The organism is Prauserella flavalba (assembly GCF_003202235.1).
Taxonomy (GTDB): Bacteria; Actinomycetota; Actinomycetes; order Mycobacteriales; family Pseudonocardiaceae; genus Prauserella_A; species Prauserella_A flavalba.
Window position 1 is genome coordinate 397,820 of the sequence record NZ_MASU01000013.1, and the last position, 17,926, is coordinate 415,745.

Here is a 17,926-nt window from a genome sequence, read left to right on the forward strand (position 1 = left end):
CCGGTTGGTAGCGTCCGCCCCATGCGGCGAGCGGTATGTCCCGGTTCCTATGACCCAGCGACCAACGGACATCTCGACATCATCGAGAGATCAGCGCAGCTCTTCGACGAGGTCGTCGTGGCCGTGCTGATCAACAAGAAGAAGCAGGGCCTGTTCTCGATCGAGGAACGCCTCGAGATGTTGCGCGAGGCCACCGAGAAACTCCCCAACGTGCGCGTGGACGCGTGGCACGGGCTGCTCGTCGACTACTGCCGCCAGCACGACATCGCGGCGATCGCCAAGGGTCTGCGCTCGGTGAGCGACTTCGACTACGAGCTGCAGATGGCGCAGATGAACCGGGAGCTCTCCGGCGTCGAGACGCTGCTGATGTCCAACAACCCCGCCTTCAGCTTCCTGTCCAGCTCGCTGGTCAAGGAGGTCGCGACGTACGGGGGAGACGTCTCGCAGATGGTGCCCGAGGTCGTGCACGAGCGGCTCCTCGCCAAGCTGCGGGAACGTGAATAGTTCACGGAAAGGGCACCTGTTGATCACGTGATCCGGTTACGGTCCGAAAATGACCAACTACCGATCACGCGTCACCACAGTTCTGCTGGCCCTGATCGTCGCCCTTCTCGGAGGCGCGAGCACGGTCACGGCCCAACCACTGGCCGCCGCACAAGCCGAGTGCGGCGACACCTCCGGATTCGAGCAGGTGCCGCTGGGGGACCTGCCGCCTGAGGCCACCGACACCTACGAGCTGATCGAGGCCGGAGGGCCCTATCCCTATCCGCAGGACGGCACGACCTTCGAGAACCGCGAGGGCCTGCTGCCGGACTGCGAGACCGGCTACTACGCCGAATACACCGTCGAGACCCCCGGCAGTGACGACCGCGGCGCCAGGCGCATCGTCACCGGCGACGGCGGCGAGTACTTCTACACCCCCGACCACTACGAGAGCTTCGTCCTGATCCAGCTCTGATCGCGGAGCGGGCCTTGACACGCCCGCGCACGCATGGTCACGGCAATCTCCCTAGCGACCGGGCAGACTGGAGCCCTGCACACGTGGGGTCGATGGTGCGAGGGAGTTGCCGTGTACCGGGTGTTCGAGGCTCTCGACGAGCTCGTCACGATCGTGGAAGAGGCGCGGGGCGTCCCGATGACCTCCAGCTGCGTGGTCCCGCGCGGTGACGCGCTCGAACTGCTCGACGACATCAGGGACGCCCTGCCGCGCGAGGTCGACGACGCCCAGGACGTGCTCGACAAGCGCGACGAGATCGTCCAGCGCGCCCGCGAGGAGGCCGAGACCGCCGTGCGCACGGCCAACGAGGAGGCCGAGCGCACCGTCTCCGAGGCCACCGCCGAGGCCGAACGGCTCGTCGCCGAGGCCCGCGCGCGGGCCGAGCAGCTGCTCGCCGACGCGCGCGACGAGGCCGACCGCACCGTCGCCGCGGGCCAGGCCGAGTACCGCGACCTCACCGAGCGCTCCCGTGCCGAGTCCGAGCGGATGGTGCAGGCCGGCCGCGACGCCTACGACCGCGCCGTCGAGGAGGGCAGGCACGAGCAGGCCCGGCTCGTCGCGCAGACCGAGGTCGTCCAGGCCGCCCACGGCGAGGCCGCGCGCATCGTGGACGAGGCGCACGCCGAGGCCGACCGGCAGCGGGCCGAGTGCGACGCCTACGTCGACGGCAAGCTCGCCGAGTTCTCCGAGCTGCTGTCCTCGACGCTGCGCACGGTCGACTCCGGCCGCAACCATCTGCGCGGCACCCCGCACCTCGGCGGCGGCCGCGGAGCCGTCTACGACTACCAGGCTCACTAGCGGCGACAGGGCGTACCCTGGACCAGGCGCTCGCCGCGCCGCCCTGTCACTCGACTTCGAAGAATCCGATGCCTGACGAAAGCACCAGCCCCGCGCGCCCCGACGCGCGCAACCCGTGGCTGTTCGACACCCATGAGCTGGGCCGCCGCCCCGGCTCCAGCCGTACGCTGCGGCGCGACGTTCCCGTCGACACGCCGCTCGGCGTGCCCGACGTGATCCTCGTGCCCAAGGGCGCCACGGTCGCGCTCGATCTGCTGCTGGAGTCAGTGGTGGAGGGCGTGCTCGTGACGGGCACGGCGTCGGCCCCGACCACCGGCCAGTGCTCGCGCTGCCTCGACCCGATCGCCGACGAGGTCGAGGTCGACCTCACCGAGCTGTACGCCTACCCGGACTCGACCACCGACGAGACCACCGAGGAGGACGAGGTCAGCCGGGTCGTCGACGACAAGATCGACCTCGAGCCGCTGGTCCGCGACGCGATCGTCCTCGCGCTCCCGCTGGTGCCGTTGTGCAGCGAGGACTGCGCCGGACTGTGCCCCGAATGCGGCGTGAAGTGGGCCGATCTCGAGCCCGGACACGGGCATGAGACGATAGACCCTCGGTGGGCCGCGCTGGTCGAGCGCTTTGGGGACAACCAAGGCGACAACCCGGCGAACGGCTCGGACCGGTAAAGCCCGGCGAGCAGCAGCTCGACCAATTCGGCAAGCACGCTCGCACCCGCGAGCAGACCTTGATGAGGAGAACCAGTCGTGGCCGTCCCGAAGCGGAAGATGTCGCGTTCCAACACCCGCTCGCGCCGTGCCCAGTGGAAGGCCGCGCCGGTTGAGCTGGTGGCCTGCCCCAACCGCGCGTGCAGGCAGCTCAAGCCCCAGCACGTCGCCTGCCCGGCGTGCGGCCAGTACAGCGGTCGTCAGGTCGTCGAGCCCGCCTGAGGCTGTCGGCTATGGGGGGTAAGTCGCCTACCGGCCCGGCAGCGGATCCCACACCACTACTCGAGGCGCTCGGTGTCGAGTTCGACACCGAGCTGCTGACGCTTGCGCTCACCCACCGCTCGTACGCGTACGAGAACGGCGGGCTGCCGCCCAACGAGCGTCTGGAGTTCCTCGGGGATGCGGTGCTGGGCCTGGTGGTGACCGATCATCTGTACCGGCAGCACCCGGAGCTGCCGGAGGGCCAGCTCGCGAAGCTGCGGGCCAGTGTGGTGAACATGCACGCGCTGGCAGGCGTGGCCCGCGGGCTCGGTGAGGGGGGTCTCGGCGCGCACCTGCTGCTCGGCAAGGGTGAGGAGCTGACCGGCGGCCGGGACAAGGCGAGCATTCTCGCCGACGGGCTCGAGGCCGTCATCGGCGCGACCTACCTCGCGCACGGCATCGGCGCGGCGCGAGAGCTGGTGCACCGGCTCTTCGACGACCTGCTCGCCGAGGCGCCGCTGCGCGGTGCCGGACTGGACTGGAAGACCAGCCTCCAGGAGCTGACGGCGTCGGCCGGTCTCGGCGTGCCCGAGTACAAGGTCGAGGACACCGGTCCCGACCATCGCAAGGAGTTCAACGCGACCGTGTTCGTCGGTGGCCGCAATCTCGGCCAGGGCGACGGCACGACCAAGAAGGAAGCCGAGCAGAAGGCCGCCGAGTCCGCCTGGCGCGCGCTCTCCGAGGAGCTCAAGCCCGCCCAGGACGGCTGAGCCGCAGCGTCTCGTCCTGCACCCGACTGCAGTGAAGGTGGCCTTCACTGCATAAGGCTGCTGAGCGACCCGACTAAACTGGCCCGGTGCCAGAGCTTCCCGAGGTGGAGACCGTCCGCGCAGGTCTCGAACGGCACGTCGCGGGGCGGGTCATCGCCTCCGCCGAGGTGCTCCATCCCCGCGCCATCCGCCGTCACGTTCCCGGCGTCGAGGATTTCACCGGCCGCCTGTGCGGCGTCAAGATCGAGGCGGCCCGCCGCCGCGGCAAGTACCTGTGGCTCGATCTCGCCGACGGCGAGGCCATGCTCGCCCACCTGGGCATGAGCGGCCAGTTGCTCGTCCAGCCCGAGGACACTCCAGCCGAGAAGCATCTGCGTGCCCGGTTCCGCTTCGCCGACGGCGGCCCCGAACTGCGGTTCGTCGATCAGCGCACGTTCGGCGGCCTCGCGCTCGCCGAGCTCGTCGAGGTGGACGGCACGGCGGTGCCGAACACCATCGCCCACATCGCCCGCGACCCGATGGACCCGCTCTTCGACGCCGCGCTCGCCGTGCGGCTGCTGCGGGCCAAGCGCACCGAGGTCAAACGGGCGCTGCTCGACCAGACGCTCGTGTCGGGCGTCGGCAACATCTACGCCGACGAGGCCCTGTGGCGCTCCCGGCTGCACTGGGCGCGTCCCACGGAGCGGCTCACCGCGAAGCAGGCGCAGGCCGTGCTCTCCGCGGCCGCCGAGGTGATGGCCGAGGCGCTCGTGGCCGGCGGAACGTCGTTCGACGCGCTCTACGTCAACGTCAACGGCCAGTCCGGCTACTTCGACCGTTCGCTCGACGCCTACGGCAGGGTGGGCGAGCCGTGCCGTCGCTGTGGCACCCCGATCCGGCGCGATCCGTTCATGAACCGCTCGTCGTTCTCGTGCCCGCGCTGCCAGCCGAAACCGAGGACGCGCACGCGCTGATCCACCCGATACGGCCGGATGGCGGGTCGCTGTGCGCACTACTGCGCATTGCGTGGTAGTGTCGCTAGCGCATAACTGGAGGACGCGGTGGAGATCAGCCAACTACTCAAGGGCGTACTCGATCTCGCTGTGCTCGCGGTGCTGAGCGAGGAGGACGGCTACGGCTACGACGTCCTGCGCAGGCTGAGACAGGCGGGCCTCGACGAGGTGGGCGACGCCTCGGTGTACGGCACGCTGCGGCGGCTGTACAAGGCGGGACTGCTCGCCTCGTACGTCGTCGCCAGCGAGGAAGGGCCGCACCGCAAGTACTACAGCGTGAACGAGCAGGGCCGCGCACGCCTCGCCGAGTCGGCGAAGACGTGGCAGACCTTCGCGACCACGATGAACAGCCTGTTGGGAGACGCACGATGAGCACACCGAACCCGCCCGCCGTTCGCGCCTACCTGGCTCGGGTGCGGACGGCACTGGCCGATCTGCCTGCCGCCGAGGTCGACGAGATCGTGGAGGACGTCCGGCCGCATCTGCTGGAGATCGCGGAGGGACTGGGAGACCGGGCCACGATCGAGGCGATGACCGAGCAGCTCGGCTCCCCGGAGAGCTACGCGGCCGAGGTGCGGGCCGCGGGCGACTACCCGCCGCCGCCCGCCGAGGGGACCGAGGGCGCCGAGAAGCCCACGGGGTCGCGCAGGGCGGGCGCCCGGCTGGCGTTGTGGGTGCTGGTGCTGGGCGTCGGCGCGCTCGCGCTCGTGGGCTTCGCGGTCGGCCGCGAATTCGACGCCGAACTGCTCGGCATGCTCGTCCTCATCGTGCCCGCACTGGCCGCGGCCGGCTGGTACGTGTGGTCGCGGGGCACCGGCCCGGTCGCCGAGCTGCCGGAGGTCAGGCGCGTGCGGTCGGGGGCGTCCCGGCGGGCGGGCTCGCTGGCGGTCCACCTGCGGACCATGGCGCCGGCCTGGTGGGTGCTGTGCGCGGTGCTGATGGGCCTTTCGGCGCTGCTGCTGGTGATCAGGAGCAGTACCGCCATCCTCGTGCTGCCGCTGTTCGTCGGCATCGCCGCGCTCGCGCTGTGGGCGGGGCCGAGGTCCCGCACGGACCGCAGGCTCCTGTGGGCGAGCGTGCCGGTGTCCGTGTTCGTGTTCGCCGTGGGGTCGGGGATGGTGGGCTATCTCGCCGACTCGCTGGAGGACTCGACGAGCGAGTCCCCGTACCAGTACACGTCCAACACGGCCTACGACGGCGAGCCCGGGCTGTACTACGGCGACGAGGAACTGGAGAACCTCTACGTCTTCGACGCCGACGGCAAGCCGCTGCGCGACGTCTACCTCTACACCGAGGACGGCCGCCCGCTGACCGTGCCGCGCTACGGGTGTGAGGAGTCGACGCAGTCGAGGATCACGCAGGGCAGGGACAACCGGTTCCCCCGTCCGCACATCGAGCAGGGCGGCTACGACGACGAGGGCAACTACAACGGCTACAACGCCTACCGGCCCTCGTGCACCGAGAGCGACGAGGTCCCGTTCACGGCGGCGATTCCGAAGTAGCAACACCGCGGAAACGCCGTCCGTAACGTGCCCGTGCTGCATTGGGACCGTGCGGACACACGAGGGCAGGACCGGCCTCGCCGGGATCGACGCGGACACGCTGGAGCCGAGGTACCGGGTGCTGCACGGGTACCGCCGCGCTTACCGGATGGCCGGGCGCGGCCCCGCGGTGCTGTTCATCCACGGCATCGGAGACGACTCGGCGACGTGGCTGGAGGTGCTCGCGTCGCTGGCGGGGGAGTTCACCGTGATCGCGCCGGACCTGCTCGGTCACGGTGGTTCGGACAAGCCGAGAGCCGACTACTCGGTGGCCGCCTACGCCTGTGGCATGCGGGACCTGCTGGCGACGCTGGACGTCGAGCGCGTCAGCGTGGTCGGCCACTCGCTCGGCGGTGGCGTGGCGATGCAGTTCGCCTACCAGTTCCCGGAACTGTGCGAGCGGCTCGTGCTCGTCTCCTCCGGCGGGGTCGCCAGGCAGGTGCACCCGCTGCTGCGGCTGGCGGCGGCGCCCGGAGCGGGCGTGGTGATCCCACTCGCGGGGACGGCCCCGGTGCAGGCCGTGCTGCGGGGCGTGCGCGCGCTGGCCGGCGTGACCGGCGGGCTCGGGCTCGGCGACGACCTCGGCTACGTGCTCAGCCGCTACACCAGGCTCACCGAAAGCCCGAACCGGCAGGCGTTCCTGCGGACGTTGCGGTCGGTGGTCGACTGGCGAGGCCAGGTGGTGAACATGCTCGACCGCTGCTACCTCACTGAGGGGATGCCCACGATGCTCGTGTGGGGTGGGCACGACAACGTGGTCCCCACCCCGCACGCGGCGCTGGCGCGGGCGGCGATGCCGGGCAGCAGGCTCGAGGTGTTCCCGGAGGCAGGCCACTTTCCGCATCACACGTCACCGCAGCGGTTTCTGGAGGTGCTGCGGGAGTTCCTCACCGAGACCCCGCCCGCGACACACGACCCGCGCCGCTGGCGGGCCCTGCTGCGCAACGGCCGGGCCCGGGGCCTGACCCCGGACCCGGCCGTGAGCGTTCCCAGCGGCACCTGACCCCGACCGCAGTGAAGGTCACCTTCACTGCGTGGAATCAGCACAGCGGCGCGGAGCGCCTCCGTTTGGGTGGTGGGGGGAGACGGGTGGGCGCAGGCATGGTGGCCTTCACTGCGGTTAGGCGGTCAGGTGGTCACCAGGTGGTCGAGGACATCGCCAGCTTGGCCAGCAGTTCCCGTCCGCTCTCGGCGTTGCGCGGCTGGCAGAGGACGTCGTAGCGGTTGGCCACGAGCTGGCTGTGGGAGACGAAGTCGCGGCGGCCCTTGGTCGCGGCGTACCCCATCGCGGCGAAGGCCAGGCCGAACGCGACACCGGCGACGAGGCCGATCACGATCGGCAGCAGCCCGGCTCCCGGCGTGAACATGCTCAGCAGCAGGCCGACGAACAGGCCGAACCAGGCGCCGGACATCGCGCCGCTGCCGAGCACCTTGCCCCAGGTCAGCCGCGCGGCGACGCGCTCGACGAGCATCGGCTCGACGCCGACGATCGTGACGTCCTGCACGGGGAAGTTCTGGTCGGCGAGGTGGTCGACGGCACGCTGCGCCTCCTCGTACGTGCCGTAGGAGCCGATCGGCCAGCCGGTCGGCAGGGTCGGCAGCTGCGGCGCCCGCTGCGCAGTGCCGAACGCGGGCTGCGAGAACGCTGTGGTCATCGTGTGCTCACCTCGTGGGCGATACCGGCTGTTGTCCTTACACCGGTTCCAACGTCACGACGCTCTCGATCAGTGCCCGCCGCGCAAGATTCACAGGGTGCTCTCAGCCACGTTCACCGGCGATGTGCAGTCCGGGCATCCCGTTCGGTGAGCCGGAGGACAGCCACTGGCCGAAGTAGCGCACGGAGAACAGCTCGTCCAGCACCATGTAGGCGGCGCCGACGAGCCCGCCCTCCTCGCCGAGGCGGGCCCGCTCGATGCGCAGCTCCCGTGTGGACAGTGGCAGGGAACGCCGGTAGATCGTCTCCCTGATCGTGGCGAGGAACAGATCGCCCGCGCCCGCCACCTTGCCGCCGAGCAGGATGATCGAGGGGTTGTAGAAGTTCACCATCGTGGCGAGCATCGCGCCGATGCGCCTGCCCGCCTGCACGAGCAGCTGCACCGCGTGGTGGTCGCCCGCTCTGGCCGCGGCGGTGACGTCCTCACCGGTGACGGTGCCGTGCTCGTCGAGCGCGGCGGCGAGTGCGGCACTGGTGCCGGAACGCGCCAGCGTCTCGCCGTCCCTGGCCAGTGCGGCGCCGCCCGCGAGCGCCTCGAGGCAGCCCGTCTTCCCGCAGCGGCACACCACGGTGCTGTCGTCGGAGACGGCGGCGTGGCCGATGTCGCCCGCGCAGCCCTGCGCGCCCCGGTGCAGGCGCCCGGCGTTGCTGATGCCGGCGCCGATGCCCGTGCCGATCTTGATGTAGAGCAGGTCGCCCGAGGTCGGCAGGCCCGGTGTGCGCAGCTCGCCAAGGCACAGCAGGTTCACCTCGTTGTCCACCCACACCGGCGCGTCGTAGCGCTTGGAGAGGCGGTCGCGAACGGGGTAGTTGTTCCAGCCGGGCATGATCGGCGGCTCCGACGGCCGTGCCGTCGCGAACTCGACGGGACCGGGCAGGCCGAGGCCGACGCCCCACACCTCGCCGGGCTCGACGCCGAGGTCGGCGAGCAGGCCGTCGAGGGTGTCCTCCACCTCGGTGAGCACGGGTTCGGGGCCCTGGGCGATGTCGCAGTCGCGGTGACACATCGTGAGCACGGTGCCCATCAGGTCGGTCACGCCCGCGGTGAAGCTCGTGGCGCCCAGCTCGGCGGTGAGGATGCGCCCGGCGTCGCGGCGGAAGCGCAGCGTTCTCGCCTGTCTGCCGCCGGTGGAGGGGTTGAGGTCGCCCTCCTCGAGCAGTCCGGCGTCGAGCAGCGTCGTGGTGCGCTGCGTGATGGCGGTACGGCCGAGACCGGTGCGCTCGCTCAGCGCCGGTCTGGTGTCCGCCTGGCCGCTCCGGACCAGGTCGAGGAGTCGCGCGTAGCTCTCCAGCAGCTCGGTGCTCGGCTCCTCCACGGGGACCCCCTTATGTGTGGTGCCCCTCATCATATATCGAAAAGTGCAAAACTTCTGTTTGTAACATGCATTAGAGGGAAGATCGAAAGCCTAAGGGTCGTCCGCCAAGGCCACCTTGGTTGCGCTCAACGCAACAAAGGTGGCCTTGGGGGCGGTTGGGTCACGCGAGCAGTGCCGGTGTGGCCGGACTCACCGCCCGTCAAGGCCGCGTCAACAGATCACCTTGCCGCGTCAAGGAGCCGTCAGGCGCGGTCCGGTTCGCGAGGTTCCGATCGCACGCTGATCACCGGACGGGTCCACCCAGAAGGGGTGACCCGCGAGGAGAGGTGCATTCGTGGCCGATTTCCTGTTCGCCCTTCTGCTGATCGGCGGATTCGTCGTCCTCGCGCTCGCCGTACGCGGGCTGGAGAAGCTGTGAGCGCCGCGGGCACGGTCGCCAACGTGGTCGGCGGGCTGCTGGCGCTGGGGCTGATCGGTTACCTGTTCGTCGCACTGATCAGGCCGGAGAAGTTCTAGATGTCCGACTTCTGGGCCGGCCTCGTTCAGGTCGGCATCCTGCTCGCCGCGCTCGCGCTCGTGTACCGGCCGTTCGGCGACTACCTCGCGCGCGTCTACACCAGTGAGCGGCACTGGAGGGCCGAGCGCGCGCTCTACCGGCTGTTCCGCGTGAACCCCGCGTCCGAGCAGCGCTGGAGCACCTACGCGGCGTCGGTGCTCGCGTTCTCGTTCGTCTCGATCGTGGTGCTGTACTTGTTGCAGCGCCTGCAGCCGGTGCTGCCGTGGAACTTCGGCCGCAGCGCCATCGAGCCCGGCATGGCGTTCAACACCGCCATCAGTTTCGTCACCAACACCAACTGGCAGTCCTACTCCGGCGAGGTGGCGATGGGCCACTTCGTGCAGCTGGCCGGGCTGACGGTGCAGAACTTCCTGTCCGCCGCCGTCGGCATGGCCGTCGCCGTGGTGCTGGTCCGCGGGTTCGTGCGGCGCGGTACCGACCGGCTCGGCAACTTCTGGGTCGACCTCACAAGGGGCACCGTCCGCGTGCTGCTGCCGATCTCGGCCGTGGTCGCCGTCGTGCTCGTCGCGTTGGGTGTGGTGCAGAGCCTGCGCTCCGGCGTCACGGTGTCCAACCCGGACGGTTCACGGAGCACGATCGCGCTCGCGCCCGCGGCGAGCCAGGAGGCCATCAAGGAGCTCGGCACCAACGGCGGCGGCATCTTCAACGCCAACTCGGCGCACCCGTTCGAGAACCCGAACTCGTGGACGAACCTGCTGGAGATCTTCCTGCTGCTCGTGATCCCGGTGTCCATGACACGCGCGTTCGGCACGATGGTCACCAACCGGAAGCAAGGTTACACGCTGCTGTCGGTGATGGGCGTGCTGTGGGGCGCCATGCTCGCCGTCGCGTGGTGGGCCGAGACCCATCCGAACGGGCCCGCCGCGCTCCTCGCGGGCGCGAGCATGGAGGGCAAGGAGCAGCGTTTCGGCATCGGACAGTCGGTGCTGTTCGCCACGAGCACCACGGGAACGTCGACGGGCGCCGTGAACTCCATGCACGACAGTTACAGCGGGCTCGGCGGCGGTGTCCCGCTGCTGAACATGCTCCTCGGCGAGGTGACGCCGGGTGGCGTCGGCGCGGGGCTCTACGGGATCCTCGTGCTCGCGATCATCGCGATGTTCCTCGCCGGGCTGATGGTCGGCCGGACCCCGGAGTACCTGGGCAAGAAGCTCGGCCGCCGGGAGGTGACCTGCGCTGCCGTCTCGATGCTGGCCATGCCGACGGTGGTGCTGCTCGGCACCGGCGCGGCTCTGCTGATGCCCGGCGAGCTCGACGCGGCGCTCAACAACACCGGCCCGCACGGCCTGTCCGAGGTGCTCTACGCCTACGCCTCGGCGGGCAACAACAACGGCAGCGCGTTCGCCGGGCTCACGGTCACCAGCGACTGGTTCCAGTCGTCGCTGGGCGTCGCGATGCTGCTCGGCCGGTTCGTTCCCATCATCGCGGTGCTCTGCCTCGCGGGTTCCCTTGCCGCACAACGGAAGGTCCCCGAGACGTCCGGAACCCTGCCCACCACGAGCCCGCTGTTCGGCTCGCTGCTCGCGGGCACCGTCGTCCTCGTGGCCGCACTCACCTTCATCCCGGCGCTCGCGCTCGGACCGATCGCGGAGGCACTCGCATGATCATGACCACCCGGGAACGCCCGGCGCGCGCGGAGACCCACGCCGGGAACGTGGCGCGGGTGAGCGCGGGCGTGTTCAGCCCTCGGCAGCTGCTCAGGTCGCTGCCGGACGCGCTGCGCAAACTCGGCCCCCGCCACCAGCTGCGCAACCCCGTGATGTTCGTGGTGTGGGCCGGATCGGTGCTCGTGACCGTGTTCGCGGTCGCGGAGCCGAGCGTGTTCACGATCCTCATCGCCGCGTGGCTGTGGTTCACCGTCCTGTTCGCCAACCTCGCCGAGGCCGTGGCCGAGGGCAGGGGCAAGGCGCAGGCGGAGTCGTTGCGGCGCACCAAGAAGGAAACCGTCGCCAGGCGCCTGCTCGACGACGGCGGCGAGGAGGAGGTACCCGGTGCACGGCTGCGTGTGGGCGACCGCGTGGTGGTGGAGGCGGGGCAGACGATCCCCGGCGACGGTGACGTGATCGAGGGCATCGCCACCGTGGACGAGTCGGCGATCACCGGCGAGTCCGCACCCGTGGTGCGCGAGTCCGGCGGCGACCGCAGCGCCGTCACCGGCGGCACCACGGTGCTCTCCGACCGCATCGTCGTGCGGATCACCAGCAGGCCGGGGGAGTCCTTCGTGGACCGGATGATCGCGCTCGTCGAGGGCGCGTCCCGGCAGAAGACGCCGAACGAGATCGCGCTGACGATCCTGCTCTCGACGCTCACGATCATCTTCCTGCTCGCCGTGGTCGCGCTCCAGCCGATGGCGGGCTACTCCGGCAGCACGCAGTCGGTGGTGGTGCTGACGGCGCTGCTGGTGTGCCTCATCCCGACCACGATCGGTGCGCTGCTCTCCGCGATCGGCATCGCGGGCATGGACCGGTTGGTGCAGCGCAACGTGCTCGCCACGTCGGGCCGCGCTGTGGAGGCCGCCGGAGACGTGTCGACACTGCTGCTCGACAAGACCGGCACCATCACCTTCGGCAACCGCAGGGCGACCGTACTGATCCCGGCGAGTTCGTCCACACCGGATCGGCTCGCCGAGGCCGCGCGGCTGGCGAGCCTCGCCGACGCCACCCCGGAGGGCCGCAGCATCATCGAGCTGATCGAACGCGACCACCCCGAGCTGACGGGTGAGCAGGGCGGTGAGTTCGTCCCGTTCACCGCGCAGACGCGCATGAGCGGGCTCGACGCCGGCGGCAGGCAGGTCCGTAAGGGCGCCACCGACGCCGTGCGCGCGTGGGTCGCCGGGCACGGCGGGACACTGCCCGAGGAGGTCACCCGTGTGAGCAAGGAGATCGGTGAGCAGGGCGGCACGCCGCTCGTGGTCGCCGAGCTGCGCGGCGGCACACCGGTGGTGCACGGCGTGATCCGGCTGTCCGATGTGGTCAAGCCAGGCATGCGGGAACGCTTCCGGCGCCTGCGCGACATGGGTATCCGCACGGTGATGATCACCGGCGACAACCCGCTGACCGCCAGGGCCATCGCGGCCGACGCCGGTGTCGACGACTACCTCGCCGAGGCCAAGCCCGAGGACAAGCTGGCGCTGATCCGGAAGGAGCAGGAGGGCGGCAGGCTCGTCGCGATGACCGGCGACGGCACCAACGACGCGCCCGCGCTCGCCGCCTCCGACGTCGGCGTCGCCATGAACACGGGCACGTCGGCCGCCAAGGAGGCCGGCAACATGGTCGACCTCGACTCCGACCCCACCAAGCTCATCGAGATCGTCGAGATCGGCAAGCAGCTGCTGATCACCCGTGGCGCGCTGACCACGTTCAGCATCGCCAACGACCTCGCCAAGTACTTCGCGATCCTGCCCGCGATGTTCCTGGCGATCTACCCGCAGCTCGGTGCGCTCAACATCATGCGCCTGGCCACCCCGGAGTCGGCGATCCTCTCCGCGGTGATCTTCAACGCGCTCGTGATCGTGGCGCTGATTCCCTTGGCGCTGCGCGGTGTCCGCTACACCCCGTCGACCGCGTCCGGGCTGCTGCGGCGCAACCTGCTGATCTACGGCCTCGGCGGCATCTGCACGCCGTTCGCCGGGATCTGGCTCATCGACCAGCTCGTCCGTCTCATTCCGGGAATCGGGTGACCCTGATGCTCAAGTCCCTGTTCCACCAGTCCCGCGCGGCGCTGCGGGTGCTGCTGGTCTTCACCGTGCTGCTCGGCGTGGTCTACCCGCTCGGAGTCTGGGCGGTCTCCCGGCTCCCCGGGCTGGAGCACCGGGCCGAGGGCTCGCTCATCGAGCGGAACGGCACGGCGGTGGGCTCGTCGCTGATCGGCATCGACCCGGTCTTCGACGGCCCGCCTACGCGGGACCCGTGGTTCCACACTCGGCCCTCGGCGAGCGCGGAGGGCCCGCTGGACCCCGGTGACCCGTCGGCATCGGGCGGTTCGAACAAGTCCGCGTTCGACGACAGGCAGGTGGAGCTGGTGCGGCAGCGCAGGCAGCTCGTCGCCGAGCGGGAGAACGTCCCGCCGAGCGCCGTGCCCGCCGACGCGGTCACGGCCTCAGCCTCCGGTGTCGACCCCGGCATCAGCGAGGCCTACGCCGAGCTGCAGACCGCCAGGGTGGCCCGCAACACCGGGCTTTCCGGGCAGCGCGTGCGCGATCTCGTCGCCGAGCACACCAGCACGCACGGCATCGGCGTGCCGTCGGTGAACGTGCTTGAACTGAACCTCGCGGTGCGGAGCACACTGGTTCCGTGAGCGTGCAGGAAGGCAGCGGTTCGCCGCGCCGGGGAGAGCTGCGGATCTACCTCGGCGCGGCACCCGGCGTCGGCAAGACCTACGCGATGCTCGGCGAGGCGCACCGCAGGCTCGAACGCGGCACCGACGTCGTGATCGGCTTCGTGGAAACCCACGGCAGAGCCAAAACGGCTCGCCTGCTCGACGGGCTCGAGACGGTGCCGAGGCAGACGTTCGTGCACCGGGGCACGGAGCTGCCGGAGATGGACGTCGACGCGGTGCTCGCGCGCAAGCCCGAGGTCGCCGTGGTGGACGAGCTCGCTCACACCAACGCTCCGGGTGCCCGCAACGAGAAACGCTGGGAGGACGTCGAGGAACTGCTCGCCGCGGGCATCACCGTACTCACCACGGTGAACGTGCAGCACCTGGAGAGCCTGAACGACGTGGTGGAGCGCATCACCGGCGTGCGGCAGCAGGAGACGGTGCCGGACGAGGTGGTGCGTGCCGCCGAGCAGGTGGAGCTCGTGGACATCACGCCGGAGGCGCTGCGCCGCAGGCTCGCCCACGGCAACGTCTACCCGGCCGAGCGGATCGACGCGGCGCTGGGCAACTACTTCCGCGTCGGCAACCTCACGGCGCTGCGGGAGCTGGCGCTGCTGTGGGTGGCCGACCAGGTGGATGTCGCGTTGCAGCGTTACCGCGCCGAGCAGGACATCACCGACACGTGGGAGGCCAGGGAACGCGTGGTCGTCGCCATCACCGGCGGCCCGGAGAGCGAAACCCTGATCCGCAGGGCGCGCCGCATCGCCACGAGGGCGGGCGCCGAGCTGCTCGTGCTGCACGTCCTGCGCGGCGACGGGCTCACCGGGCTCGGCCCGACCGCGGTCGGCCGGTACCGCAAGGTCGCCGACGACGTCGGCGCCACCTTCCACAACGTCGTCGGCGACGACGTGCCGACGGCGCTGCTGGACTTCGCGCGCGGCGTCAACGCCACGCAGCTCGTGCTCGGCACCTCCCGGCGCTCGCGGTTCGCGCGGCTGTTCGACGAGGGCATCGGCGCCACCGTGGTGCAGCGCTCGGGCCCGATCGACGTGCACATGGTCACCCACGACGAGGCGGGCGGGCGGCTGCGTGCCCGCTTCGGGCCCAGCGTGCTCAGCGCGGCGCGGCGGCTCGGCGGCTGGGCGCTCGCGGTACTGCTGCCCGCGCTGGCGACGGGGATCGGCCTGCTGCTGCGGGAGCAGCTGGACTTCTCCACCGACGTGGTGACGTTCTTCCTCGCGATCGTGATCGTGGCACTCGTCGGCGGGCTCGGGCCCGCGCTCGTCGCGGCGTTCCTGTCGGCGGGGCTGCTGAACTTCTTCTTCACCGAGCCCTACTACTCGCTCGGGGTGTCCTCGCCGAGGATCGTCGTCACACTCCTCGTGATGCTCGTGGTGGCCGTGCTCGTGGCGCTCGTCGTCGGCTCGGCGGCGCGGCGGGCGAGCCTCGCCGCGCGCGCCCGCACGGAGGCGTCGCTGCTCGGTTCCTACGCGCGCACGGTGCTCACCAACCCGAAGCCGCTGGAGCGCCTGCTGGAGAAGGTGCGGGAGAACTTCGGCCAGGTGTCGGTGGGGCTCATGGAGAAGCGCGACGGCGTGTGGCGCCGCGTGGCCGAGTCCGGGCCGGAACGCTGCCCCGAGCCGGACAAGGCCGACGTCGACATCCCCGTGACCGCCGACGTGCACCTGACCCTGCGCGGCCGCTCCCTGCCCGCCGCCGACCGGGGCGTGCTGGAGGCCGCCGCCGGTCAGGCGCTGCTCGCGCTGCGCCAGCAGCGGATGGCGGCGGCCGCGGCCGAGGCCGAGCGCAAGGCGCACGCGACGGAGCTGCGCACGGCCCTGCTCTCCGCCGTGGGCCACGACCTGCGCACCCCGCTGACCTCCATCAAGGCGTCCATCGGCAGCCTGCGTGCCCCCGACCTCCAGCTGTCCACTGAGGACACCGCAGAGCTGCTGGAGACCATCGAGGTCTCCGCCGACCGGCTCGCGGGGCTCGTCGACAACCTCCTCGACTCCTCGCGCCTGGCGACCGGAGCGGTGCGCCCGCAGCTGCAGCCGGTCGGCTACGACGAGGTCGTGGCGCTCGCGCTGTCCAACCTGGACGACGCGAAGGCGGTGCGCGTCGACGTGCGCGAAGATCTGCCGTGGGTGCTCGCCGATCCCGGTCTGCTGGAACGCGTGGTGGCCAACGTCGTGGACAACGCGCTGCGGCACGGCGTGGGAGGTGAGCCCGTGGCGGTGCGGGCCAGCGCGCACGCCCAGCACGTCGAGCTGAGGATCGTCGACCACGGGCGTGGCCTGCCGAAGGGCGCGGCGGACTCGGCCTTCGCGCCGTTTCAGCGGTTGTCGAACACAGCCGCGCGGAGCGCGTCCGTGGCGGGTGGCGGTGGGAGACGGGTGGGCGACAGAACCCCCGGGATCGGCCTCGGGCTGTCCGTCGCGAAAGGATTCACCGAGGCGATGGGTGGCACGATCCGTGCCGAGGACACGCCAGGCGGGGGACTCACCGTGGTGGTCTCGCTGCCCGCCTACCGCGGAGTGGAGGAGCATGCCTGACAAGGAGTCGAGCAAGGTGCTGGTCGTCGACGACGACCCGCAGATCGCGCGAGCGCTGCGCATCAACCTCTCGGCACGCGGCTACGAGGTGGTGACCGCCCACGACGGGACGGCCGCGCTCAAGGCCGTCGCCGAGACGCGGCCGGACGTGGTGGTGCTCGACCTCGGCCTGCCCGACCTGGACGGCGTCGAGGTGATCGAGGGCCTGCGCGGCTGGACCCAGGTACCGATCATCGTGCTCTCGGCGAGGGACGACTCGACGGACAAGGTGCAGGCGCTCGACGCCGGTGCCGACGACTACGTGACCAAGCCCTTCGGGATGGACGAGCTGCTCGCGCGGCTGCGGGCGGCGGTGCGCCGCTCGGGCCTGTCGGTGGCCGACGCGGACGCGCAGGTGGAGACCGCGTCGTTCACGATCGACCTCGCGGCGAAGAAGGTGCGGCGCGACGGCGCCGAGGTGCACCTGACCAAGACCGAATGGCGGCTGATGGAGCTGCTGGTGCGCAACCGGGGCCGGCTGGTCACGCAGAAGCAGCTGCTGCACGAGGTGTGGGGGCCGACGTACGACACCGAGTCGCACTACCTGCGCGTCTACGTGGCGCAGCTGCGCCGCAAGCTGGAACCCGAACCCTCCCGGCCCCGGCACCTGCTGACCGAGCCGGGAATGGGCTACCGCTTCGAACCGTGAGGCTCAGGAGCTGGCGGAGCTGCTGCCCGTGCCGGACGTGCTCTCCGGGTCCGAGGGTGACGAATCGTCCGGCGGAGTGGTGGAGTCGGGCGGTGTGGTGCCGGGGTCCGAGGTCGAGGGCGGGGGCGTCGTGGTCGGTGGGGTTGTCGGGTCCGGCGCATCCGTCGTCGGCCGTGTCGTCGGGGGCAGCTCGCTGTCCGAACCGCCCGGCGGCGGGGTGCCCGGCCGGGTGTTGGAGGAGCTGCTCCTGGTCGGGGTGATGACCGTGGTCGTGGTCATCCCGTCGGGGCCGACGCTGACGACCGTGGTCGGGGAGGTGGTCGCGGGCGGGAGCGTGCCCGTCACGGCGACGCCGTCGACCATGATCTGCGTCTGACCGGGGATGGCCTGGCCGGGGACCAGCTCGGGTCCGCCGTTGCCGCCGGAGTTGCCGGTGCTCTGAGAGGCGGTCCGGTCGACGGCGTCCGGGGAGTCGGACGTGCCGCCCATGACCTGCGCGACGGCGCCGAACGCGGTGGCCAGGACGAGGCCGCTGGCCGCGAGCGCGATGTAGCCCGTGCGCTGGAGTTTTCCGGTGGATTCGCGGGGTGGAGCAACCTCGGCGCGAGGCCGTGACCCTGGGGACGGGGTCATGCATGACTCCTTCGGAGTTGCTGATTGTTCGCCCGTTTGGCGGACCCGGCGGGCACAGTACCACCGCTGGGTGATGGGCTGCGAACCACTCTGTGCTAAAGGGCTCACTCACTGCGA

The 17,926-nt window shown here is 70.8% G+C and carries 19 protein-coding genes; 16 read left to right on the forward strand and 3 right to left on the reverse strand.

The window, feature by feature from the left end; all coding sequences use genetic code 11:
* Nucleotides 1-21 precede the first annotated feature (21 nt).
* The 10 genes from coaD (at nt 22) to BA062_RS29190 (ending at nt 7,012) form a co-directional block, all read left to right on the forward strand.
* The gene (coaD, locus tag BA062_RS29145) at nt 22-504 is read left to right on the forward strand and encodes a pantetheine-phosphate adenylyltransferase (RefSeq protein ID WP_110342235.1); all 483 of its coding nucleotides are present in this window, start codon (nt 22-24) and stop codon (nt 502-504) included.
* Between the two features lie 49 nt (nt 505-553).
* A complete protein-coding gene (locus tag BA062_RS29150) occupies nt 554-958 on the forward strand; it encodes a guanyl-specific ribonuclease (protein ID WP_110342237.1) in 405 nt (134 codons plus the stop codon).
* A gap of 111 nt (nt 959-1,069) precedes the next feature.
* Entirely contained in the window at nt 1,070-1,795 is a 726-nt protein-coding gene (locus BA062_RS29155) for a flotillin family protein (RefSeq protein ID WP_110342239.1), read from the forward strand.
* 68 nt (nt 1,796-1,863) lie between these two features.
* A complete protein-coding gene (locus BA062_RS29160) occupies nt 1,864-2,466 on the forward strand; it encodes a YceD family protein (protein WP_110342241.1) in 603 nt (200 codons plus the stop codon).
* Between the two features lie 78 nt (nt 2,467-2,544).
* Nucleotides 2,545-2,727: a 50S ribosomal protein L32 gene (rpmF, locus tag BA062_RS29165; protein ID WP_110342243.1), complete on the forward strand. Its 183-nt coding sequence runs from the start codon at nt 2,545-2,547 to the stop codon at nt 2,725-2,727.
* Nucleotides 2,728-2,738: 11 nt separating this feature from the next.
* Nucleotides 2,739-3,476 (forward strand): ribonuclease III, encoded by a 738-nt coding sequence (gene rnc / locus BA062_RS29170; protein ID WP_110342245.1) that lies wholly within the window; start codon nt 2,739-2,741, stop codon nt 3,474-3,476.
* Between the two features lie 86 nt (nt 3,477-3,562).
* Nucleotides 3,563-4,429, forward strand: coding sequence for a bifunctional DNA-formamidopyrimidine glycosylase/DNA-(apurinic or apyrimidinic site) lyase (mutM, locus tag BA062_RS29175; protein WP_110342247.1), 867 nt, complete (start codon nt 3,563-3,565; stop codon nt 4,427-4,429).
* Between the two features lie 87 nt (nt 4,430-4,516).
* Nucleotides 4,517-4,840 (forward strand): PadR family transcriptional regulator, encoded by a 324-nt coding sequence (locus tag BA062_RS29180; protein ID WP_110342249.1) that lies wholly within the window; start codon nt 4,517-4,519, stop codon nt 4,838-4,840.
* A complete protein-coding gene (locus tag BA062_RS29185) occupies nt 4,837-5,970 on the forward strand; it encodes an HAAS signaling domain-containing protein (RefSeq protein WP_110342251.1) in 1,134 nt (377 codons plus the stop codon). Before BA062_RS29180 ends, BA062_RS29185 begins: the two co-directional genes overlap by 4 nt.
* A gap of 148 nt (nt 5,971-6,118) precedes the next feature.
* Nucleotides 6,119-7,012 carry an alpha/beta fold hydrolase gene (locus tag BA062_RS29190; protein WP_110342639.1) on the forward strand — a complete coding sequence of 298 codons (894 nt, stop codon included), beginning with the start codon at nt 6,119-6,121 and terminating at the stop codon, nt 7,010-7,012.
* 133 nt (nt 7,013-7,145) lie between these two features.
* Here the strand turns inward: BA062_RS29190 and BA062_RS29195 are convergent, their stop codons facing one another.
* Together BA062_RS29195 and BA062_RS29200 are read right to left on the reverse strand one after the other, a co-directional pair.
* The gene (locus BA062_RS29195) at nt 7,146-7,664 is read right to left on the reverse strand and encodes a YflT domain-containing protein (RefSeq protein WP_110342253.1); all 519 of its coding nucleotides are present in this window, start codon (nt 7,662-7,664) and stop codon (nt 7,146-7,148) included.
* A 103-nt stretch (nt 7,665-7,767) separates the two neighbouring features.
* Nucleotides 7,768-9,039: an ROK family protein gene (locus tag BA062_RS29200; protein ID WP_110342255.1), complete on the reverse strand. Its 1,272-nt coding sequence runs from the start codon at nt 9,037-9,039 to the stop codon at nt 7,768-7,770.
* Nucleotides 9,040-9,453: 414 nt separating this feature from the next.
* Between BA062_RS29200 and kdpF the strand changes: the two genes are divergently transcribed.
* From kdpF to BA062_RS29230, 6 genes are read left to right on the forward strand one after another with little or no spacing between them, the layout of a single operon-like run.
* Complete coding sequence (gene kdpF / locus BA062_RS29205) at nt 9,454-9,555, forward strand: K(+)-transporting ATPase subunit F (RefSeq protein ID WP_110342257.1); 102 nt, start codon at nt 9,454-9,456, stop codon at nt 9,553-9,555.
* Nucleotides 9,556-11,220: a potassium-transporting ATPase subunit KdpA gene (gene kdpA / locus BA062_RS29210; protein WP_110342259.1), complete on the forward strand. Its 1,665-nt coding sequence runs from the start codon at nt 9,556-9,558 to the stop codon at nt 11,218-11,220. It abuts the gene before it with no gap.
* Entirely contained in the window at nt 11,217-13,295 is a 2,079-nt protein-coding gene (gene kdpB, locus BA062_RS29215) for a potassium-transporting ATPase subunit KdpB (RefSeq protein ID WP_425452965.1), read from the forward strand. Before kdpA ends, kdpB begins: the two co-directional genes overlap by 4 nt.
* 5 nt (nt 13,296-13,300) lie before the next feature.
* The gene (locus tag BA062_RS29220) at nt 13,301-13,912 is read left to right on the forward strand and encodes a potassium-transporting ATPase subunit C (RefSeq protein ID WP_110342641.1); all 612 of its coding nucleotides are present in this window, start codon (nt 13,301-13,303) and stop codon (nt 13,910-13,912) included.
* A 2-nt stretch (nt 13,913-13,914) separates the two neighbouring features.
* A complete protein-coding gene (locus BA062_RS29225) occupies nt 13,915-16,488 on the forward strand; it encodes a sensor histidine kinase (protein ID WP_168214139.1) in 2,574 nt (857 codons plus the stop codon).
* Nucleotides 16,481-17,176, forward strand: coding sequence for a response regulator (locus BA062_RS29230; RefSeq protein WP_110342263.1), 696 nt, complete (start codon nt 16,481-16,483; stop codon nt 17,174-17,176). Before BA062_RS29225 ends, BA062_RS29230 begins: the two co-directional genes overlap by 8 nt.
* Nucleotides 17,177-17,179: 3 nt before the next feature.
* On the opposite strand, the gene BA062_RS29235 is transcribed toward BA062_RS29230, so the two are convergent.
* Nucleotides 17,180-17,809: a hypothetical protein gene (locus BA062_RS29235; RefSeq protein WP_110342265.1), complete on the reverse strand. Its 630-nt coding sequence runs from the start codon at nt 17,807-17,809 to the stop codon at nt 17,180-17,182.
* Between the last annotated feature and the right edge of the window lie 117 nt (nt 17,810-17,926).